Here is a 21278-nt window from a genome sequence, read left to right on the forward strand (position 1 = left end):
GGCATGGCATCCGACCCGCACGCGCACCAGCTGATCGATCCGGAGACCGACCCGCGGGCGACCTACATGCTCGAGCCCGACGACGTCCGCGGGCTCCTGGCCCGGATCGCGGTCTCGCCCGGGACCGGGACCGTGACGACGTTCGCGCCGTTCACGGGCGGACCGCTCGCCGCGGTGCCGCTCTCGACGCCCGACGACGTCGCGCGTGCGGCCGGCCTGGCCCGCGCGGCCCAGCGCCCGTGGGCCCTCACCCCGGTCGCCGAGCGTGCGGCGGTGCTGCTGCGCCTGCACGACCTCGTCCTGGCGAACCAGTCGGACGTGCTCGACCTGATCCAGCTCGAGTCCGGCAAGTCGCGGGCGGGGGCCTTCGAGGAGGTCGCCGACGTCGCGCTGATCGCGCGCCACTTCGGTCGGCGCGCCGTGGCCTACCTGGCTCCGCGCCGGGTCCCCGGTCTCGTGCCGTTGCTCACGGGGGTCACCGTGCTGCGGCACCCGGTCGGCGTCGTCGGCGTCATCTCGCCGTGGAACTACCCGCTCGCCCTGTCGCTCGGCGACGTGCTGCCGGCGCTGGTCGCGGGCAACGCCGTCCTGCTCAAGCCCGACACGCAGACGGCCCTGACGGCCCTGTGGGGCGTCGAGCAGCTCGAGGCCGCCGGGCTGCCGGCCGGCCTGCTCCAGGTCGTCGTCGGGAACGGGGCCGAGGTCGGGGCCGCGGTGGTGGACGCCGTCGACCACGTCTGCTTCACCGGGTCCACCGCGGTCGGGCGCGTCGTCGCGGCGCGTGCCGGCGGGCGCCTGATCGGCGCGAGCCTCGAGCTCGGCGGCAAGAACCCGATGTACGTGACCGAGGACGTGGACATCGACGTCGCGGCGGAGGGCGCGGCCCGGTCGTGCTTCGCCGGTGCGGGCCAGCTGTGCGTCTCGGTCGAGCGGCTGTACGTGCACGAGGACGTCGCCGACGAGTTCCTCGCGGCGTTCCTGCACCGCGTCCGCGCCCTGGCGCTGGGCGGCGACCTGGCCTACACCGCCGATGTCGGCTCGCTCACGACGATCGCGCAGCTGGCCAAGGTCACCGCGCACGTCGACGACGCGGTCGCGCGCGGCGCCCGGGTGCTCGCCGGCGGGGTGCGTCGTGCCGACCTGGGACCGCTGTTCTACGCGCCGACGGTGCTCGACGGGGTCCCCGCCGACGCCCTGGCGTACCGCGAGGAGACCTTCGGCCCGGTCGTGTCGGTCTACCGCGTGGCGTCCGACGACGAGGCGGTCGCCGCTATGAACGACACCGAGTACGGCCTGAACGCGAGCGTGTGGACACGGTCCGCGGCGCGCGGGCGGGCGATCGCCGCCCGCATCGAGTCGGGCACCGTGAACGTGAACGACGGCTACGCCGCGGCCTGGGGATCGATCGCCGCACCCCAAGGTGGCCGGAAGAGCTCGGGTCTGGGCGCCCGGCACGGCGCGGAGGGGATCGCGCAGGTCACCGACGCCCAGACGATCGCCGTGCAGCGCGGTGCGCACGGGCTGCGGGTCGGCCTGCCGGGGTGGCTCCCCGGCGGACCCTCAGGCGCCCGACGCAGTGTCGGCGCGATCGGCCTGGGGCGCCTCTACGAGCTCCCCGCCGCTCGGTGGACCGCGCTGTTCACCCGCGCCCTCCGCCTCCTGAAGTCCACAGGCCGGCCGTAGCCCCCACCCGCCCTCCCCACCCGCCCGCCCGGCAGAGTCCGCCGAGTGCGGTCGATCTGTCGCTCGGGAGGCCTCCGCAACACCCGAATGCCCGCACTCGGCGACTGGGCCACCGGGCCCGGACATGACCCAGCCCCGCGAGCTCTGGCGAGCTCGCGGGGCTGGGTGGTGGAGCTGGTGGTGAGGGTCAGGCCCGGACCACGTTCACCGACTCTCGGGCGATCTCGAGCTCTTCGTTGGTCGGGACCACGAAGACCGTGACCTCGGACGCATCCGTCGAGATGATCCTGGCGTCGTCGGAGCGGACCGCGTTGCGGACCGGGTCGATCTCGATGCCGAGACGCTCGAGGCCGGCCAGGGAGTTGAGCCGGACGATGTCGTCCTTCTCGCCGATCCCGGCCGTGAACACGATCGCGTCGACGTGCCCGAGCTGGGCGTAGTAGTTGCCGACGTAGCCCTTGATCCGGTGGTAGTAGACCGCGAGCGCCGTGACGGCGTCCTCGTTGCCCGCCTCGACCGCGCTGTGCACGTCGCGCATGTCCGAGAAGCCGGACAGCCCGAGCATCCCGGACGTGCGGTTGAGCATCGCGTCGAGCTCGTCGAGGCTCATGCCCGCGACGCGGCCCAGGTGGAGGATCAGCGCCGGGTCGAGGTCGCCCGAGCGGGTGCCCATCACGAGGCCCTCGAGCGGCGTGAGCCCCATCGAGGTCTCGACGGAGATCCCGCCGCGCACGGCCGTGGCCGACGCCCCGTTGCCGAGGTGCAGCACGATGACGTTGACCTCGCTCGGGTCCTTGCCGAGCAGCTCGGCCGTGGTCCGCGAGACGTACTGGTGCGACGTGCCGTGGTAGCCGTACCGGCGGATCGAGTGCGCCTTGGCGACCTCGCGGTCGATCGCGTACGTGTACGCGGCGGCCGGGAGGGTCGTGTGGAACGACGTGTCGAACACCGCGACGTGGGGCACCCCGGGGAAGGCGGCCCGGGCGGCCCGGATCCCGTCCAGGTTCGGCGGGTTGTGCAGCGGTGCGAGCGCGGACCACTCGTCGATGGCCTTCTCCACGTCGTCGTCGATCAGGGTGGGGCCCGTGAACTGGGTTCCACCCTGCACGACGCGGTGCCCGACGGCGGTCAGCTTCGAGGCGTCGAGCTGCGGGCCGTGGCTCGCGAACAGCTCGAGGATCGTCGCGAGGCCGGCCTCGTGGTTGGCGACCGGCTGCTCGAGCTTGGTGCGTCCGTCGAGGCCGTCGTGCTTGATCGAGCCCATCGGCTGACCGATGCGCTCGATGATGCCGCCGGCGAGCGCGTCGCCGGAGTCGGCGTCGACCAGCTGGTACTTGATCGACGAGGACCCCGAGTTGATGACGAGGACTAGCGAGCTCACGAGGTCTGCTCCAAGGTGTGCTGGGACTGCGCGCGGAGCGCCTGGGCCTGGATCGCCGTGAAGGCGACCGTGTTGACGATGTCCTGCACGTTCGCGCCTCGGGAGAGGTCGTTGACCGGCTTGCGCAGGCCCTGCAGGATCGGTCCGATCGCGATGGCGCCCGACGAGCGCTGCACGGCCTTGTAGGTGTTGTTCCCCGTGTTGAGGTCCGGGAAGATGAACACGGTGGCGCGGCCGGCGACCAGCGAGTCCGGCATCTTGGTCGCCGCCACGGAGGCGTCGACCGCGGCGTCGTACTGGATCGGACCCTCGATGATGAGGTCCGGGCGGCGCGAGCGGACGAGCTCGGTCGCGGTGCGGACCTTGTCGACGTCGGCCCCGCCGGCGGACTCGCCGGTCGAGTACGACAGCATCGCGATGCGCGGCTCGATGCCGAACTGCGCGGCGGTCTCGGCCGAGGAGATGGCGATGTCCGCCAGCTGCTCCGCGGTCGGGTCCGGGTTCACGGCGCAGTCGCCGTAGACCAGCACGCGGTCCGTCATGCACATGAGGAACACGCTCGACACGACCGAGACGCCCGGGATCGTCTTGATGATCTCGAACGACGGCTTGATGGTGTGCGCGGTGGTGTGCATCGCGCCCGACACCATGCCGTCGGCCAGCCCGAGGCCGACCATCATCGTGCCGAAGTACGACACCGACGCCACGATCTCGCGGGCCCGCTCGAGCGTCATGCCCTTGTGGGCGCGCAGCGCGGTGTACGCCTTGGCGAACTGCTCGTGCAGGGCGCCCGAGCGCGGGTCGATGATCTTCGCCTCGTCGATGTTGAGGCCGAGCTCGGTGGCGCGGGTACGGATCGCCACCTCGTCGCCGAGCAGGGTGAGGTCGGCGACCTGGCGCTGCAGCAGGCTGCTGGCGGCGCGCAGGATGCGGTCGTCCGCGCCCTCGGGCATCACGATGTGCCGACGGTCCGCACGCGCGCGGTCGAGCAGGTTGTACTCGAACATCAAGGGGGTGACGACCTCGGTGCGCGGGACGTCGAGCGCGTTGAGGAGGGCCGCGCCGTCGACGTGGTTCTCGAACAGCGCGAGGGCGGTGTCGATCTTGCGCTGGGAGTCGGCCGACAGCCGGCCACGCGTGAGCGCCGCGGCGCTCGCGGTCCGGAACGTGCCGAGGTCCGTGCGGATGATCGGCAGCCGCTGGCCGAGGCTCTCGACCAGGCGGGCCACCGACGCCGGCGGGTAGTAGCCGCCGTTGAGGATGATGCCCGCAAGGGACGGGAAGCCGTTCGCGGCGTGCGCCGTGAGCAGCCCGAGCAGGATGTCGTAGCGGTCGCCGGGGGTGATGACGACGGCGCCGTCGGACAGCCGGTCGAGCAGGTGCTCGAACGACATGGCCCCGACCTGGACGTCGAGGGTCTCGCGACTGAGCAGCTCCTCGTCGCCGATCACGAGGCGGCCTTCGACGGCGGTCATGAGGGCGCCGACGGTGGGCGCGAACAGGAACGGCTCCTCCGGGATCGTCCAGACCGGGGCCGGGCCGGACAGGGCCGCACGCACCCGGGCGAGGTCGGCGGTCGCGCAGCGGTTCGCGACGATCCCGATCACCTGGGCGTGGTGGGTCCGCATCTCACCGATCGCGACGCCGACCACCTGGCGGACCTCGTCGGGGCTGCGGCCGTCGCCGCTGACCACGAGCAGCACCGGGGCGCCGAGGTTGGCCGCGATCCGGGCGTTGTAGTACAGCTCGGTCGGACCGGCCACGTCGGTGTAGTCCGTGCCGACGACGACGACGACGTCGCAGTGCCGCGCGACCTCGTGGTACTTGGCCACGATGTCGGCGAGCGCCTGCTCGGGGTCTTCGTGGACCTGCTCGTAGGTGACGCCGACGCACAGCTCATAGGCCAGATCGACACCGTCGTGGGCGAGGAGGAGCTCCAGGACGTAGTCGCGAGCGTCGCCCGACCGGGCGACCGGACGGAACACCCCCACTCGCTGTGCCTTGCGTGTCAGGTGGTCGAGCACCCCGAGAGCCACCGTGGACTTGCCGGTGTCGCCCTCGGGGGACGTGATGTAGATGCTGCGGGCTGCGGCTGTGGCAGCGGGCGGGGCCGCAGCCTCGGGTTCCGCGAGATGTACTGATTCGGTCATTCGTTGTCTCCTCCTGTAGCAACCACCGAGGATCCGCGCGGGGGAGCGCCGATCCCGGTGGCCAAGTTCCCGGCGTCGGGCCATGCCCAATTGGCGATCGAGGGCATGTCCTCACCGTGTTCCCGGGTGTATTGGCGCGCTTCGAGGCGCGCATCCGCCATCCGCTGGCGCAGGCGCGCCGCACGGGAGCCAAGGTTCGGCACGCGGTCGATGACATCCATGACGAGGTGGAAGCGGTCCAGGTCGTTGAGCATGACCATGTCGAACGGCGTCGTCGTCGTCCCTTCCTCCTTGTACCCCCGCACGTGGATGTTGGCGTGGCCGTGCCGACGGTAGGTCAGGCGGTGGATGAGCCACGGGTAGCCGTGGTAGGCGAAGACGACCGGCTTGTCCCGAGTGAACAGGGCGTCGAAGTCGCGGTCGGACAGGCCGTGCGGGTGCTCGGCCTCGTCCTGCAGACGCATCAGGTCGAGCACGTTCACGACGCGCACCGTGAGGTCGGGCAGGTGCTGGCGCAGCAGGTCGGCGGCGGCGAGCGTCTCGAGCGTCGGGACGTCACCCGCGCAGCCGAGGACGACGTCGGGCTCCTCGCGGTACTTCTCGGTGCCGGCCCACTCCCAGATGCCCAGGCCGCGCGCGCAGTGCGCGACCGCCTGGTCCATGGTGAGGAAGTTCGGCGCCGGCTGCTTGCCGGCCACGACGACGTTGACGTAGTCCTTGCTGCGCAGGCAGTGGTCGTACGTCGCGAGGAGCGTGTTGGCGTCCGGCGGCAGGTAGACCCGGACGATCTCGGCCTTCTTGTTGATCACGTGGTCGATGAAGCCGGGGTCCTGGTGGCTGAAGCCGTTGTGGTCCTGGCGCCACACGTGGCTGGACAGCAGGTAGTTGAGCGACGCGATCGGGCGGCGCCACGGGATCTCGTGCGAGACCTTCAGCCACTTGGCGTGCTGGTTGAACATCGAGTCGACGATGTGGATGAACGCCTCGTAGCAGCTGAACATGCCGTGGCGCCCGGTGAGCAGGTAGCCCTCGAGCCACCCCTGGCACTGGTGCTCGGACAGCATCTCCATCACCCGGCCGGCGCGGGCGAGGTGCTCTCCCTCGTCGGTGGTGAGGTACTCGGCGTTCCACTGCTTGTCCGTGACCTCGTAGACGGACTGGAGCCGGTTGGACGCGGTCTCGTCGGGGCCGAAGATGCGGAAGTTCGTCGGGTTCAGCCGGATGACCTCGGTGAGCCACTGGCCGAGGACCTTGGTGGCCTCGGAGATCGACCCGCCCGGGACCGGGACCTCGACGGCGAAGTCGCGGAAGTCGGGCAGGCGCAGGTCGTGCAGCAGGAGCCCGCCGTTCGCGTGCGGGTTGTCGCTCATGCGCAGGTGGCCCACCGGGGCGGTGGCCTGCAGCTCGGCCACGAGGTGACCGGTCGCGTCGAAGAGCTCGTCGGCGCGGTAGGACTTGAGCCAGCCCTCCAGCACCTTGAGGTGCGCCTCGGTGTCGCGGGCGCTGGACAGCGGGACCTGGTGCGAGCGCCAGGAGTTCTCGACCTGCTTGCCGTCGATCACGGGCGGGCAGGTCCAGCCCTTGGGGGTCCGCATGATGATCATCGGCCACTTCGGCCGGGTCAGGTCGCCCGCGGCGGCCTTCGCCTTGATCTCGGCGATCTCGTCGAGCACGACGTCGAGCAGCTCGGCGAAGCGGCGGTGCACGGCCGCGTGGTCCTCGCCGTCGAACCCGCCGGTGAAGGCGTGCGGCTTGTGCCCGTAGCCGCGCATCAGGTCGAGCAGCTCGTCCTCGGGGATCCGGGCGAGCACGGTCGGGTTGGCGATCTTGTACCCGTTGAGGTGCAGGATCGGCAGCACGACGCCGTCCTGGGCCGGGTTGACGAACTTGTTCGAGTGCCAGCTGGTCGCCAGCGGCCCGGTCTCGGCCTCGCCGTCGCCGACGACGCACGCGACCAGCAGGTCGGGGTTGTCGAACGCCGCGCCGTAGGCGTGCGAGAGCGCGTATCCGAGCTCGCCACCCTCGTGGATCGAGCCGGGTGTCTCGGGGGCGACGTGGCTGGGGATCCCGCCGGGGAACGAGAACTGCTGGAACAGACGGTGCAGGCCCTCGTCGTCCTGGGTGATGTCCGTGTAGATCTCGGAGTACGTGCCGTCGAGGTACGCGTTGGCCACGAGGCCGGGTCCGCCGTGGCCGGGGCCGGTGATGTAGATCATGGGCTGCGAGCGCTCGACGATCGCGCGGTTGAGGTGCGCGTAGAGGAAGTTGAGGCCCGGGGTGGTGCCCCAGTGGCCCACCAGGCGCGGCTTGACGTCCTCGCGGCTCAGCGGGCGGCGCAGGAGCGGGTTGTCGAGGAGGTAGATCTGCCCGATCGACAGGTAGTTCGCCGCGCGCCACCAACCATCGACGAGCTCGAGGGTGGCATCACTGAGGGGTTCGGTGGGACGGGCTGACCACGGGGTGGCCGAACCGGGCGTCGCTGCGATCGTCTGCGTGTGCATGTAACCGTCTCCCGTGCTGACGTGCCCACCCGTGACGCGGGCGCGTCACCGGTCCGTCGGGCTCCAAGACAGCCTCAGCGCGAGCCCGGGTGCAGCCACAGGACTTTGGTCCTGCCATTGCCTGAGGCCGCCTATTCTCAGGCGTGCCCGTGGTGCAACCATATCGGTGGTGCGAGCCTGCGCCGTTCGGGGCGGTGCCGGATCGGCTGCGCCGGGTACCGTGCGGGGGTGTCCCCGCGCCAGTCCACGACCCTCGTGCGCGCTGCCCTGCGTCCCCGCATGCTCGTGGCGCTGGTGCTGCTGCTCGGCGCGGCGGCGGTGTGCGTGCGGCTGGGGGCCTGGCAGCTCGATCGAGCGGCGGTCCGGGGCGACGCCAACGACGCGGTCACCTCGCAGGAGGCGGCCGCGCCGGCCCCGATCGGCGACGTGCTGGCACCCCAGCAGTCGTTCCGCGGCGCGCTGGTCGGCCGCCGCGTCGAGGTCACCGGGACCTATGAGCCAGCTGGCCAGCTCCTCGTCGTCGACCGCGTGCACGACGGGCGCCTGGGCTACCTCGTCCTGACGCCGCTGCGCGTGGACGGGGCCGACGGCGGCGCCGGGTGGGCCGGTGCGGACCCGGTGCTCCCGGTCGTGCGGGGCTGGGTGGCGGATCCCGCCGCCGCGGGCGACCTGCTCGACGTCCCCGGCGGTGTGGTGCAGCTCACGGGATACCTGCAGGCGTCCGAGGCGCCGGGCAGCGGCGGATCGCTCGCTGGGCAGATCGACGCGATCAGCTCGGCCGAGCTCGTGAACTCCTGGGGCGGCCCGATCTACGCCGGCTACCTCGTGCTCGCCGATGCGCGACCGGCCCAGCCGAGCGGGCTCGCCACGCTCGACCCGCCGACGCTGGCCGGGACGGAAGGAGGGCGCTGGAACCTCCAGAACCTCTCCTACGCCCTCCAGTGGTGGATCTTCGGCGGGTTCGCGCTGTTCCTGTGGCTGCGGCTGGTCAAGGACGAGGCGCTGGGTGAGCCTGCTCACGAGCCGGACGACGAGCCCGATGCCGAGCCCGACGGCGACGTCACGCACCAGCACCGCGACGACTCGGCAGCCCGGTAGCTCGACCCGCCTCCGGCCGCGGGCACCTCAATCGGAGGGTGGCCGTCGGCGCTGGGCCTTGATCTCCCGGTGCCGCCGTTCGGACGCCGTCCGCCGGGTGCGTGAGCCCCGGCTCGGGCGGGTGGCGCGGCGCACCGGACCCGGCGGGGCGAGCGCGCCGTCGAGCAGGGCGACGAACCGGACCAGGGCCGCTTCGCGGTTGCGCAGCTGGGAGCGGTACTCCGATGCCGCGATCGTGAGCACGCCGCCCACGAGGCGCCCGGCGAGCCGGTCTAGGACACGGCCGCGCAGCTCGGGCGGCAGCACCCCCGTGCGGCTGACGTCCCAGCTCAGCTCGACCCGCGAGTCGGCGGTGTTCACGGACTGGCCGCCGGGGCCGCTCGAGCGCGAGAACCGCCACGAGAGCTCGTCCTCGGGCACCACGACGTCGCCGCGCAGCGTGACCGGTCCGAACATGTGTCCAGGATCTCGCGTCCCGGTGCGAACCGCGAACCATTTCCGCTCCGCCACCTGCTCCCGGCGTCCACGCTGTGCGCGAACCGGGTGGACCTCAGGTGCTCGACCGGGCAGGGTCGCGGCATGCGGCTGCTCGTGATCGGTGGGACGGGATGGCTCGGCGGCACGGTCGTTCGGGCGGCGCTCGCGCGCGGGGACGAGGTCACGACCCTGACGCGGGGGCGCACCGCGCCGGCCGGGTCGCCGCGGGACGGTGCCCTCCGGGGGGTCCGCGCGCTCGTCGCGGACCGGGCCGACCCGGCCGACGTCGACCGCGCGCTCACGGGTCGGACGTTCGACGCCGTGGTCGACACCGCGGGGTACTCCGTCGCCGGGGTGCGCACGACCGCCGCAGCCCTGGCCGACGTCGGGCACTACGCCTATGTCAGCAGCATCAGCGCCTACCGGGACTGGCCGCCCGGACCGATCCAGGGGACCGGCGACCCGACCTTCGCCGCCGCGCCCGGGGCCGACCCCGAGGCCGAGCCAGCCGGGTACGGCCCGATGAAGGCGGCGAGCGAGCGTGCGCTCGCGGAGGTGTTCGGCGACCGGCTCCTCCTCGCGCGGTCCGGGTTGATCGTCGGTCCCGGCGACCCCACCGGTCGGCTCGGCTGGTGGCTGCGCCGGATCGCGCGCGGCGGCGACGTCGTCGTCCCGGCGTCGAACCTCGAGGCGCCGGTGGCGTTCGTCGACGTGCGCGACCTCGCGGACTGGCTCGTCGACGGCGCGCACCGGCAGGTCACCGGGGCCGTCAACGCGTCCGGGGATGCGGGGATGACCACCTACGGCGGGCTGCTCGAGGCCTGCCGGACGGTGGTCGGAGCCGACGCCGACAGGGCCGCCACGTGGGTGCCGCTCGACGACGCCATGCTCCTGGCCGCGGGGGTCGAGGAGTGGACCCACCTGCCGTTCTGGAGCGCAGGGGACGCGGCCCGCACCCTCTGGCAGGTCGACACGACGAGCGCCCGGGCGGCCGGGCTCGCCAGCCGCCCGATCGTGGACACGCTCCGGGACACCTGGTCGTGGCTCCGCGACCAGCCGCCCGCCGCCGCGACCCCGGTGAGCGGCCGTCCTCCCTTCGGCCTGCCGGCAGCGATCGAGCACACCCTGCTCGACGCCCGCCGTCGGCGCCCGGTCTGACCCGACCCCGCGTGGGGGCGGGGCCGGCTAGTCCTGCTGCCAGGAGCGCCACAGGGCGGCGTAGTCGCCGTCGGCGGCCACGAGGTCGTCGTGGGAGCCGATCTCGCTGATCCGGCCGTTCTCGACGACGGCGACCCGGTCGGCGTCGTGCGCGGTGTGCAGCCGGTGGGCGATGGCGACCACCGTGCGCCCCGCGAGCACCGCCGACAGCGAGCGTTCGAGGTTGCGCGCCGCGCGCGGGTCGAGCAGGCTCGTCGCCTCGTCGAGCACGAGCGTGTGCGGGTCGAGCAGCACGAGCCGGGCGAGCGCGAGCTGCTGGGCCTGCGCCGGGCTGAGGACCGCGCCGCCCGAGCCGACCGCCGTCGTCAGTCCGTCCGGCAGGGCGCTGACCCAGCCCCAGGCATCGACGGCGTCGAGGGCGCGGACCAGGTCGGCGTCGTCGGCCGCCGCACGGGCGAGCCGCAGGTTTTCGGCGATGGTGCCCACGAACACGTGGTGCTCCTGGGTCACGAGCGCGACGTGCCCGCGCAGGTCGGCGAGCGGCAGGTCGACGAGCGGCACGCCGCCGACGGTCACCGTGCCACCGGTGGGCGGATGGATGCCGGCGAGCATGCGACCGAGCGTCGACTTTCCCGCCCCGGACGGGCCGACGACGGCGAGCCGCTCGCCCACCCGCAGGTCGAGGTCGATCCCGTGCAGGACGTCGTGACCCTCCCGGTAGGCGTACCGGATCCCGCGCCCGACGACGTTCTCGTCGACCGGCTCGGCGGCGCTCGCGGTGCGGTCGGGGAGGACCGCCGCGATGCCGATGATGCGCGCGAGCGAGGTCGCACCGACCTGGATCTCGTCGAGCCAGAAGATCAGCTCACCCGTGGGCCGGGTCACCTGGACCGCGTAGAGCGTGATCGTCGTGATCGCGCCGACCGTCGCGTGGCCCGTCGAGATCAGGTACGCGCCCCACACGAGGACCGCCAGCACCGGGAGCAGGAACGCCGTGTCGACGCCCGGGAACAGCACGGTCCGCAGCCGCAGCGTGGCCGACTCCGCCGCGAACGCCTCGCCCAGGTCGCTGTCGACGCGGGCGCGGCGGTGCGCGCCCAGCCCGAGGGCATCGACGGTGCGCGCGCCCTCGACGGACTCGGTGATCGTGCCGTTGAGGGTCGCGTAGGCGGCCGACTCGCGCAGGTAGGCGGGGGCGGCCCGGTGCAGGTACCAGCGGGTGACCCCCACGAGCAGCGGGAGCCCGGTCACCAGCGCGAGGGCCGCGACCGCGTCGGTGGCGACGGCCGCCACGGCGGTGAGCGCGATGGTGGTCGTGGTGACCAGGATCCGGGGCACCCCGAACCGGACCGTGTACTGCACGCGGTCGATGTCGTTGGTGGTGCGCCCGAGCAGGTCGCCGGTGCCGGCCCGCTCCACGGTCGACAGCGGCAGCCGCGTCACCGTGGTCATGAACTCCTCGCGCAGCCGGGCGAACACGGTCTCGCCGAGCACCATGGCCCCGCGCTGCGCGTAGCGGATCAGGACGGTCTGCACGAGCACGGCGACGAGCAGCAGGATCACGGCCCGGTCGATCGCCCCGGCCGTGGTGCCGCCCGCGACGTCGTCGACCAGGCGGCCGAGGAGCCACGGGCCCGCCAGCCCGGCGGTCGCCGCGAGCGCGTGCAGCCCGACGACGGCGGCCAGCGTGCCCCGATGGCTGCGCACCAGGACCGCGGTGTGGCGGCGGACGGCGGCAACGTCAGCGATGGGCAGCAGCACGGGGCACCTCCGGGGAGTCGGTGGAGTCGATGGAGTCGGTGGTGGTGTCGGTGGCGTCGGCGCGGGAGACGACCGCGCGGTAGGCCCGCCCGGCCGCCGAGTCGGCGTCGATCAACGTCCGATGCCGGCCGACGGCACGCACGCGGCCGTCCTCGACGAACGCGACCTCGTCGACGGCGTCGAGCACGAGCGGGCTCGCGGTGACCACCACGGTGGTCCGTCCCCGGCGGGCGCCGGCCAGCCGCCCGGCGATGCGGGCCTCGGTGTGCGCGTCGACGGCGCTGGTCGGCTCCACCAGCACGAGCACCTCCGCCTCCGTGAGCAGCGCCCGGGCCAGCGCGACCCGCTGGCGCTGCCCGCCGGACAGCGAGCGGCCCTGCTCCGCGATCGCGCCGGCGAGACCGCCGGGCACGGAGTCGAGCACGTCGGCGGCGTCGGCCACGGCGAGCGCCCCGAGCAGGTCGCCCTCGTCGGCGCGTCCGCGCACGTCGAGCTCGGTCGCGAGCACCCCGGTGAACAGGTGCGGGGTGGACTCCGCGACCACGATGCGCGCGCGGACCTCGGCCAGCGCCAGCTCGGACAGCCGGGCTGCGCCCCACCGCACCCGGTCGGCGTCGTCGTCGGGCATCGAGTCGGGCCCGACGTCGAACCGGCCGAGCCGCGTGGCGATGCGGGCGGTGGCGTCCGGGTCGGCGCCGACCAGGGCGACGAACGTGCCCGCGCGCACGACCAGGCCGCTCGCGGGATCGACGAGCTCGGCCCGCGGGTCCGGGGCTGCGGCGACCGGGTGCTCACCGGCGGCGGCCTCGGGCACGGCGAGCACCTTGATGATCTTGCCGGCGCCGATGTAGGCCCGCGACGCCACGCGCATCGCCTCGGTCGCGGTCCACAGCGGGTGGGTGAGGAAGGCCGCGAACCCGTACAGCGCGACGAGCTCGCCGGGCGTGATCTCGCCCGCGAGCGCGAGGTGCGCCCCGACCCAGACGACCGACACGAGGAACGCCCCGGGGAGCAGGGTCTGCAACGCGTCGAGCAGCGACTGGGTCTGGGCGACGCGGACCCCCGCGCCCCGCACCACCTGGGACTGCGCCCGGTACCGCTCGGTGAAGACCTCCTCGCCGCCGATGCCGCGCAGGATGCGCAGCCCGGAGACGGTGTCGGCACCGAGCGTGGTCAGGCGTCCGCTGGCCTCGCGCTGGGCGGCCTGCCGAGCCTGCAGCGGCTTGACCAGCAGGGCGAGCACGCCGACCACCACGGGCAGGCCGACGAGGGCGAGCGCACCCAGCGTCGCCGAGGTGCGGGCCAGCACGACGGCGATCGCGGCGTAGGCCGCCAGCCCGCCGACGAACCGCGCGGTGATCGCGTAGACCTCCCCGAGCCGGAGCGCGTCGGACGCGACGGTGGCGATCACCTCGCCGGTGGGCAGCTCGGCGGTGACGGCATCACCGGTGCGGGTCACGTGGTGCCCGATGAGCTGGGAGGACGCGAACGCGGCGCGCAGCCAGTTCTGGATGTCGAGCCGATGGCCGACGACGTTGCACACGACCTGGACGGCGCCGACGGCGGCCAGCACGAGGCAGCCGGTCAGCAGGGCGGGGGACACCCCGTCGGTCAGCCCGTCGTCGACGATCCGCCCGATGACGTACGGCAGGAACGCGCCGGCCACGTTGCCGACCACTCCGACGACGATCGCGCCCAGCAGGATGCCCCACTGGGCCCGCGCCTGCCACCAGAGGTAGGCGAGCGGCGAGGTCAGCGGGGGCGAGCCAGGGTCGACGAGCGGGAGGGAGCGCACGAGGCCTAACGGTAGGTCGCACCTGTGACAGTTGACGATCCATTTACCCAGGTGGATGGGGGATGATCGGGGGCATGCCCAGTCAGAGCGTCCCGGCCCCCCGCAAGACCAGCGTGCGCGAGCCGGACAAGGCCCGGGCCGCCGTCGGCCGTTATCGCGTGCTGGCCTACGTCACCGGTGTGATGCTGCTGATCCTGTGCGCGGAGATGCTGCTCAAGTACGTCGTGCAGGTGGGACCCGACGTCCTGGCCTGGATCGGGTGGATCCCGCAGCTCCACGGGTTCGTCTACATCGTGTACCTGGTCACCGTGCTCGACCTGTGGTCGAAGATGCGCTGGGGCTTCGGCCGCCTGACCGTGATGGTGCTCGGCGGGGTCGTGCCGGTGATGTCGTTCGTCGTCGAACGCCGGGTCCACGCCGACGCCGAACTCCTCCTCGGTCCGGCGACTACCCTGGAGCAGTGAACCCCACCCCCACGCAGCCGCCGCAGCGGCCCGTCCTCGTTGTCGACTTCGGGGCGCAGTACGCGCAGCTGATCGCGCGCCGCGTGCGCGAGGCGAACGTCTACTCCGAGGTCGTGCCCCACACCGCCACCGTCGAGCAGCTGCTGGCGAAGAAACCGGCGGCCATCATCCTGTCCGGCGGGCCGTCGAGCGTGTACGCCGACGGCGCCCCGTCGGTCGACCCGGCGCTGTTCGACGCCGGCGTGCCCGTCCTGGGCATCTGCTACGGGTTCCAGGCGATGGCCCAGGCGCTCGGTGGCACGGTCGCGCAGACCGGCCGCAGCGAGTACGGCGGCACGTCGGTCGCGATCGCCGAGTCGGGCGACCTGCTCGCCGGCTCGCCCGCGCAGCAGACGGTCTGGATGAGCCACGGGGACGCGGTGCACACGGCGCCAGAGGGGTTCACGGTGCTCGCCATGTCGCCCGGCTCGCCGGTCGCGGCCTTCGAGGACGCCGAGCGGCACCTGTACGGCATGCAGTGGCACCCCGAGGTGAAGCACTCCCCGCTCGGCCAGCGCGCCCTGGAGAACTTCCTGTACGACGGCGCCGGGCTCGCCCCCGACTGGAACCCCGGCAGCGTGATCGCCGACCAGGTCGCCGCGATCCGCGCCCAGGTCGGTGAGGCGCGCGTGATCTGCGGGCTCTCCGGCGGGGTCGACTCCTCGGTCGCCGCGGCGCTCGTGCAGAAGGCGATCGGCTCCCAGCTCACCTGCGTGTTCGTCGACCACGGCCTGCTGCGGTCCGGCGAGGCCGAGCAGGTCGAGACCGACTTCGTGGCCGCGACCGGCGTCCGCCTCAAGGTGGTCGACGCGCGTGAGCGGTTCCTCGACGCCCTCGCCGGCGTGAGCGACCCCGAGACGAAGCGCAAGATCATCGGCCGGGAGTTCATCCGGGTGTTCGAGCAGGCCGCGCGCGAGGTCGTCAGCGACGCCGGGTCGGCCGGCGAGGACGTGAAGTTCCTCGTCCAGGGCACCCTGTACCCCGACGTCGTCGAGTCCGGCGGCGGCGAGGGCGCGGCGAACATCAAGAGCCACCACAACGTCGGCGGCCTGCCCGACGACCTGCAGTTCTCGCTGGTCGAACCGCTGCGGGCACTGTTCAAGGACGAGGTCCGCGCCGTCGGCCTCGAGCTCGGCGTGCCCGAGGCGATCGTCTGGCGCCAGCCGTTCCCCGGCCCCGGCCTCGGGATCCGGATCGTCGGCGAGGTCACCGCCGAGCGCCTGGAGATCCTGCGGGCCGCGGATGCGATCGCCCGCGAGGAGCTGACCAAGGCCGGCCTGGACCGGGAGATCTGGCAGTGCCCGGTCGTGCTGCTCGGTGACGTGCGCTCGGTCGGTGTCCAGGGCGACGGTCGCACCTACGGCCACCCGATCGTGCTGCGGCCGGTCAGCTCCGAGGACGCGATGACCGCCGACTGGACCCGCGTGCCGTACGACGTGCTCGCGGTGATCTCGACCCGGATCACGAACGAGGTGCCCGAGGTGAACCGCGTGGTGCTCGACATCACGAGCAAGCCGCCGGGCACCATCGAGTGGGAGTGACGCCGGTGCGCCTCGGGGTGCTCGACGTCGGTTCCAACACCGTCCACCTGCTCGTGGTCGACGCGCACCCGGGTGCGCGCCCGGTCCCGAGCTCGACGCACAAGACCGTGGTCCGGATGATGCGCTTCCTCACCCCGGACGGCGCGATCAGCGACGACGGCGTCGAGCGTCTCACCACGGCCATCGCGTCCGCCGTGGCCGCCGCGACCGCCGAGAAGGTCGACGAGCTGCTGCCGTTCGCCACCTCGGCGCTGCGGGACGCGACCAACGGGGCGGCCGTGTTCGCCCACATCGAGCGGGAGACCGGCGTCGCGCTGCGTGTGCTGACCGGGATCGACGAGTCGCGGCTGACGTTCCTCGCGGTGCGGCGCTGGTACGGCTGGTCCGCGGGCCGGATCCTCGGTCTGGACATCGGCGGCGGATCGCTGGAGATCGCGTCGGGGATCGACGAGTACCCGGATCTGGCGGTGTCCGTGCCGCTCGGAGCCGGGCGGATGACCGTCGGCTTCCTGGTCGACGATCCGCCGACGGACCCGCAGGTGGCGGCCCTGCGCGAGCACGCGCGCGAGGTGCTCGCCGACGTCGCGCGCCGGTTCGCCAAGCTCGACAAGCCCGATCACGTCGTCGGGACGAGCAAGACCTTCCGCTCGCTCGCGCGCCTCGCGGGTTCCTCGCACGACGGCGTCGGTCCGGACGACCGGGTGCGGCTGCGACGGTCGAAGCTGGCGGACTGGGTCCCGCGGCTCGCGGCGATCGGCGCGCAGGGACGCACCTCGCTGCCCGGGATCACGCCCGAGCGGACCGCGCAGATCGTCGCCGGCGCCATCGTGGCCGAGGAGGCGATGCGCGTGTTCGGCGTCCGCGAGCTCGAGACCTGCCCGTGGGCGCTGCGCGAGGGCCTCATCCTGCGGCGCCTGGACGAGCTCGCCTGACGCGCCGGACGAGGCTGCCGGACGGCGGCGTTAGCCTGACCACGTGCTGATCGCCCACGTCTCCGACACGTACCCGCCCCGCACCGGGGGCATCGAGTCCCAGGTCAGCGATCTGGCGACGCGGCAGGCCGCGGCCGGTCACGAGGTGCACGTGCTCACCGCAACCCTGGGCGAGGGGGGCGAGCGCGGCGGCGTGGTCGACGTCGAGCGCGGGGTGGCCGTGCACCGGCTCGGGACGCGCCTGCCGTTCGACCTCCCGGTCAACCCGGCCGAGTACCGACTGATCACCACGACCCTGCGCGCGCTGCGACCCGACGTCGTGCATGTGCACGCCGGGGTGCTCTCGCCGTTCGCGTTCGACGGCGCCCGGGCGGCCCTCGCCCAGCACCTTCCCGTGGCGATCACCTGGCACTGCATGCTCGACGGCGTCGTCGGGGGTCTGCGGCTCGGGGCGCGGCTCACCCGATGGGACCGCCGGCCGATCGCGCTCAGCGCGGTCAGCGACGTGGCGGCGGCCCGGGTGGCCGCCGTCTTCGGCGGACCGGTCGCGGTCGTGCCGAACGGGCTCGACGTCCAGGAGTGGGCGCCGGATCCGGCCCGCGAGGTGGTCGACGCCGACGGTCCGCTGCGGCTCGTGGCGACCATGCGGCTCGCCCCGCGCAAACGCGCGGTGCCGCTCATCGAGGTCGTCGCCGCGGCGGCCGGTCGGCTCGAGCCCGGGGCGCTCCGCCTCGACCTGATCGGCTCGGGCCCGGCGCTCGCGCAGGTCACCGATCGGATCGAGCGGTGGGGGCTCAGCGACACGGTGCGGCTGCGCGGCCGGTTGACCCGGGACGAGGTCCGCGCCGTGTACCGGGAGACCGAGGTCTTCCTCGCCCCCGCCGAGCTCGAGTCGTTCGGGATCGCCGCGCTCGAGGCGCGCGTCTCGGGGCTCGCGGTGGTGGCCCGCCTGGGGACGGGGATCACGAGCTTCATCGGTGACGGGACCAACGGCCTGCTCGTGGCCGACGACGCCGGGATGGCCGACGGCGTGGTCCGGCTCGCCCGAGACCGGGCACTGCTCGCGGAGATCCGGCTCCGGAACCGGCAGGAGTGCCCGGAGCTCGGCTGGGCCCGGGTCCTGGCGGCGGCGGAGGCCGAGTATTCTCGGGCCGGGACTTTGGTCCTGAATTAACGATTGCGGCCACAAAGTGGCCAGAAGACTGACGGAATTCGCATCAGAACTGTGACTTTCGTCCTACCCAAGTACTTGCAAGGTCAAGGACCATTACTCAGGTGAGCCTTCGCTCACTCACTGGCTCTGGTGCTTGCCGGGCCTCGAGACACTTCGTTCCTCGAAGGGAACACCGAACATGTCCACGACCACGACCAACTCCACCAACCCCACGGTCAAGCTGATCGGGCTCCTCACGATCATCGCCGGCGCCATCATGATCATCGCCGGTGGCGTCACCTGGGGTGCCGTGACCTCGCAGCTGAAGGCGGAGGAGATCGTCGTCTCTGCCGTGACCGAGGACGAGCCCGGCTCGCTCGCCGGCAAGCCCGTCGCCGGCCCGTTCACCGCCTTCGCCCAGGCGAACGCGATCAACCACCACGCGCTTGCCGCCAGCGAGGGTCGCACCTACGCCCAGATCGGCGACGACGCCAAGGCCCTCAAGGCCGAGCTCGCCGCCGACGGTGCCAGCGAGTCCGAGATCGCCGAGGACGAGGGCGTCGTCGCGCTCGCCTCTGCCCGCACCACGGTGATGAACGGTTCGTTCCTGCGCACGGCGCTGTTCTCCTCGGTCATCGCGTACGGCGTCGCCGCCCTGGTCATCGGCCTCGGTGTCCTGTTCGCGATCCTCGGCTTCGCGCTGCGCTCCACCTCGACCACCACGGTCGTCTCCACCCCGGTCGTCCCGCAGGCCTGAGTCTCACGCGACCGACCACCCGGCCTCGGCCGGGGCGCACGACCAAGCACCGCATCCCCCAGTCCTCAGCTGGGTGGTGCGGTGCTTCGTCGTATCAGCGGCTCTGCTGCCCGGCCGCTGGTCAGCGGCTGTGCTGCCGGGCCGCTGGTCAGCGGCTGTGCTGCCGGGCCGCTGGTCAGCGGCTCTGCTGCCGGGCCGCTTGCTAGCGGCTGTGCCGCCGGGCGCTGGTCGCGATCGAACCGACCACGAGACCGATGCCGGCCAGGGCGAGCAGGGCGATGGACGCCAGCTCGACGTCGAACTCGTACCCGGCGGCCGCCGCGAGCACGCCCGCTCCGATCACGGCGATCACCAGGCCCCACACGACGGTGGCGACCCGGGGGGCGGGCCGTCGGGGGGCCGTGGACCCCGCCGGCGCCGCGGGCTCGGCTGCGGTGGTGGGTTCGGGCCCCGCAGCGGCGGGGGTGGCCGGTGGCGCCGTCGGCGGCGGGACGAACTCCGTCGTCGGGTGCTGCTCCGTAGTCGGGTACTGCTCCGTCGTCGGGAACTGCTTCGTCTCGGACGCGGCCGTGGTCAGCTCGATCGTCGGCTGCGTGTCGGCCGGCGGTCCGATGACGTTCCGAGCGTCCAACGGGACCGTGTCCTGCACGTCGTCTCGCACCGGTTCGGATTGCTGCCCGGGGCGGGGCTGGTCGGTGCTCATGAGTTCTCCTCCACGACGCGGACCTGGCCCGCGCCCATCTCGATCGTGAGCGCAAGCTCGGGGTTCGCGCCCTTGGTGACCTCGGCGCTCTGGAAGTCGTAGCTCTGGGAGCCGGTGATGCCGGAGATCTGCCGCGACCGGTCGACCTCCCAGCTGATGTCGCCGGCGGCGATGCTGATGTTCGCGGTGATCGCCGTGTCCGGCGGCACCGTGATGGTCATGTCGCCGGCCCCGAGGCTGAGCGGGACCTCGATGGTGGTGTCCCCGGTCGGGAGTTCGGTGAGGTCGACGTTGAGGTCGCCGACCGCGGCGGCCATCCCGTCCGTGGCGTCGGCGGACGTCGTCGGGGTCCAGGCGCCGTCGGCCACGATCACCCGGAGGTCGCTGGTCGGCCCGTTCCACGTGATCGGGGTCAGCAGCGCGGCGGGCACGGCCAGCACGATGCCGACGATCCCCAGGAATCCGAGCGTGCCGCTCGAACGGCCGCGCAGGCCCGAGACGATGATCCCGACACCCACCAGGACGAGGGCGATCCCTGCCGCGGTGAGCCCGATGGACCACTCAAGGGTTCCCTCTCGCTGGGCCACGAGCAGGATCGCCAGGGAGACCAGGGACAGGCCCACGACGGTGCCGACCGCAGCCGCGCCCGGTCCGTAGGTGCGGGGCTTGACCGGCCGCGGCGGTGCCGGCGGCGGGGCATACCCGGTCGGCGGACCGGCGTACCCCGTCGGCGGACCGGAGTACCGGCCCGGCCCGGCGTACCCGGAGGGGGCAGCGGCACTCGGTGTGTAGGCGCTCGCCGGTGCGTGACCACCCGCGGGATAGCCGCCCGCAGGGTGCCCAGCCGAGGCGTACCCACCCGCTGCGTACCCGCTCGCTGCGTACCCGCTCGCTGCGGGCGGCGCCGTCGGCGTCGGACCCGCCGTGGGGTACTCGTAAATGCTCGGTGCGCCCGCACCGGGTGCGCCGGGGACGGCGGCTACGGGAGCCCGTCGGTCGCCACGCTGGTTCGCTGCGGCGACGACGATCGCGATCACCGCGATCGTGGCCGCGAACCACAGGAGCCCGTTCAGCCAGCCGAAGCCGTTGCCGTTCCCCCAGCCGAACCATCCGCTGCCTTGGCTGAGGCCGATGACGAAGAGCGCGATCGCCCCGAGCAGGCCGACGTCGAACTTCCCTCGGAGCGTCTCCTGCAGGTGGATCCGGCCGTCGATCTCCTCGGGCAGCAGCGCCCAGGCCAGGCCGTAGATGATCAGGCCGGCACCACCGAAGAGCACGCTGATGCCGAAGATCGCGCGAACGAGCAGCGGATCGATGCCGAGCCGCTGGGCGATGCCGCCCGCGACCCCGCCGATCCAGCGGTTCGGCGTGCGGACGATGCCGAGACGACGCATCGCGTCGAACATGCCGTCCAGCTTGCCCTGCTGGGCTGTCCCGGCCGGCGGTGCGTAGCCGGCCGGCGGTGCGTAGCCGGGCGGCGGCGAGTAGCCGGGCGGCGGCGATGCCGGCGGCGTCGACCCGGCGGGTGAGGCCGGAGGTGGGGGTGAGGCCGGTTGCGGTGTGGGGTCGGGCGTGGTCGAGTCCATGGCTCAATCGTGACGCGACGCCCCACCGCTCACCATCGGGCATCACCCTGACTGCACCCTGATATTCACCTCTCAGACCCCTGGTTGTGACCCGGATCG

16 protein-coding genes are annotated in these 21278 nt (G+C 72.9%); 8 read left to right on the forward strand and 8 right to left on the reverse strand.

Going from position 1 to position 21278, the window contains the following annotated elements; translation table 11 throughout:
* Positions 1 to 3: 3 nt before the first annotated feature.
* A complete protein-coding gene (locus EUA98_RS04220; RefSeq protein ID WP_130101425.1) occupies positions 4 to 1683 on the forward strand; it encodes a succinic semialdehyde dehydrogenase in 1680 nt (559 codons plus the stop codon).
* 187 nt (positions 1684 to 1870) lie between these two features.
* On the opposite strand, the gene EUA98_RS04225 is transcribed toward EUA98_RS04220, so the two are convergent.
* From EUA98_RS04225 to EUA98_RS04235, 3 genes are read right to left on the reverse strand one after another with little or no spacing between them, the layout of a single operon-like run.
* A complete protein-coding gene (locus EUA98_RS04225) occupies positions 1871 to 3064 on the reverse strand; it encodes an acetate/propionate family kinase (RefSeq protein ID WP_130101426.1) in 1194 nt (397 codons plus the stop codon).
* Complete coding sequence (gene pta, locus EUA98_RS04230) at positions 3061 to 5214, reverse strand: phosphate acetyltransferase (RefSeq protein WP_130101427.1); 2154 nt, start codon at positions 5212 to 5214, stop codon at positions 3061 to 3063. The genes EUA98_RS04225 and pta overlap by 4 nt, the downstream gene beginning before the upstream one ends.
* Positions 5211 to 7715, reverse strand: coding sequence for a phosphoketolase family protein (locus tag EUA98_RS04235; RefSeq protein WP_130101428.1), 2505 nt, complete (start codon positions 7713 to 7715; stop codon positions 5211 to 5213). The genes pta and EUA98_RS04235 overlap by 4 nt, the downstream gene beginning before the upstream one ends.
* Before the next feature lie 228 nt (positions 7716 to 7943).
* Here EUA98_RS04235 and EUA98_RS04240 point away from each other — a divergent pair, with 228 nt between their 5' ends.
* Positions 7944 to 8813 carry an SURF1 family protein gene (locus EUA98_RS04240; RefSeq protein WP_242511266.1) on the forward strand — a complete coding sequence of 290 codons (870 nt, stop codon included), beginning with the start codon at positions 7944 to 7946 and terminating at the stop codon, positions 8811 to 8813.
* A 27-nt stretch (positions 8814 to 8840) separates the two neighbouring features.
* Here the strand turns inward: EUA98_RS04240 and arfB are convergent, their stop codons facing one another.
* Positions 8841 to 9269, reverse strand: a complete 429-nt coding sequence (gene arfB, locus EUA98_RS04245; protein WP_130101429.1) for an alternative ribosome rescue aminoacyl-tRNA hydrolase ArfB — start codon at positions 9267 to 9269, stop codon at positions 8841 to 8843.
* A 123-nt stretch (positions 9270 to 9392) separates the two neighbouring features.
* On the opposite strand from arfB, the gene EUA98_RS04250 reads away from it, so the two are divergent.
* A complete protein-coding gene (locus tag EUA98_RS04250; RefSeq protein WP_130101430.1) occupies positions 9393 to 10448 on the forward strand; it encodes an NAD-dependent epimerase/dehydratase family protein in 1056 nt (351 codons plus the stop codon).
* A gap of 27 nt (positions 10449 to 10475) precedes the next feature.
* On the opposite strand, the gene EUA98_RS04255 is transcribed toward EUA98_RS04250, so the two are convergent.
* Together EUA98_RS04255 and EUA98_RS04260 are read right to left on the reverse strand one after the other, a co-directional pair.
* Positions 10476 to 12209 carry an ABC transporter ATP-binding protein gene (locus EUA98_RS04255; RefSeq protein WP_130101431.1) on the reverse strand — a complete coding sequence of 578 codons (1734 nt, stop codon included), beginning with the start codon at positions 12207 to 12209 and terminating at the stop codon, positions 10476 to 10478.
* Positions 12190 to 14004, reverse strand: a complete 1815-nt coding sequence (locus tag EUA98_RS04260; RefSeq protein WP_130101432.1) for an ABC transporter transmembrane domain-containing protein — start codon at positions 14002 to 14004, stop codon at positions 12190 to 12192. The genes EUA98_RS04255 and EUA98_RS04260 overlap by 20 nt, the downstream gene beginning before the upstream one ends.
* A 74-nt stretch (positions 14005 to 14078) precedes the next feature.
* Between EUA98_RS04260 and EUA98_RS04265 the strand changes: the two genes are divergently transcribed.
* The 5 genes from EUA98_RS04265 to EUA98_RS04285 all read left to right on the forward strand — a co-directional run bounded on the left by EUA98_RS04265 (position 14079) and on the right by EUA98_RS04285 (position 18890).
* Positions 14079 to 14468, forward strand: a complete 390-nt coding sequence (locus tag EUA98_RS04265) for a DUF3817 domain-containing protein (RefSeq protein WP_130101433.1) — start codon at positions 14079 to 14081, stop codon at positions 14466 to 14468.
* A complete protein-coding gene (gene guaA, locus EUA98_RS04270) occupies positions 14465 to 16048 on the forward strand; it encodes a glutamine-hydrolyzing GMP synthase (protein WP_130101434.1) in 1584 nt (527 codons plus the stop codon). The genes EUA98_RS04265 and guaA overlap by 4 nt, the downstream gene beginning before the upstream one ends.
* Positions 16049 to 16053: 5 nt before the next feature.
* Complete coding sequence (locus tag EUA98_RS04275) at positions 16054 to 16980, forward strand: Ppx/GppA family phosphatase (protein WP_130101510.1); 927 nt, start codon at positions 16054 to 16056, stop codon at positions 16978 to 16980.
* A 43-nt stretch (positions 16981 to 17023) separates the two neighbouring features.
* Positions 17024 to 18154 (forward strand): glycosyltransferase family 4 protein, encoded by a 1131-nt coding sequence (locus EUA98_RS04280; RefSeq protein ID WP_130101435.1) that lies wholly within the window; start codon positions 17024 to 17026, stop codon positions 18152 to 18154.
* Positions 18155 to 18332: 178 nt separating this feature from the next.
* On the forward strand, positions 18333 to 18890 hold the full coding sequence (locus tag EUA98_RS04285) for an aromatic ring-opening dioxygenase LigA (protein ID WP_130101436.1): 558 nt from the start codon (positions 18333 to 18335) through the stop codon (positions 18888 to 18890).
* Between the two features lie 202 nt (positions 18891 to 19092).
* Here the strand turns inward: EUA98_RS04285 and EUA98_RS19675 are convergent, their stop codons facing one another.
* Both EUA98_RS19675 and EUA98_RS04295 read right to left on the reverse strand, forming a co-directional pair.
* Positions 19093 to 19593: a hypothetical protein gene (locus EUA98_RS19675; protein ID WP_165372714.1), complete on the reverse strand. Its 501-nt coding sequence runs from the start codon at positions 19591 to 19593 to the stop codon at positions 19093 to 19095.
* Entirely contained in the window at positions 19590 to 21179 is a 1590-nt protein-coding gene (locus EUA98_RS04295) for a PspC domain-containing protein (protein ID WP_130101437.1), read from the reverse strand. Before EUA98_RS04295 ends, EUA98_RS19675 begins: the two co-directional genes overlap by 4 nt.
* Positions 21180 to 21278: the final 99 nt, after the last annotated feature.

The organism is Pengzhenrongella frigida, assembly GCF_004168625.1.
Taxonomy (GTDB): Bacteria; Actinomycetota; Actinomycetes; order Actinomycetales; family Cellulomonadaceae; genus Pengzhenrongella; species Pengzhenrongella frigida.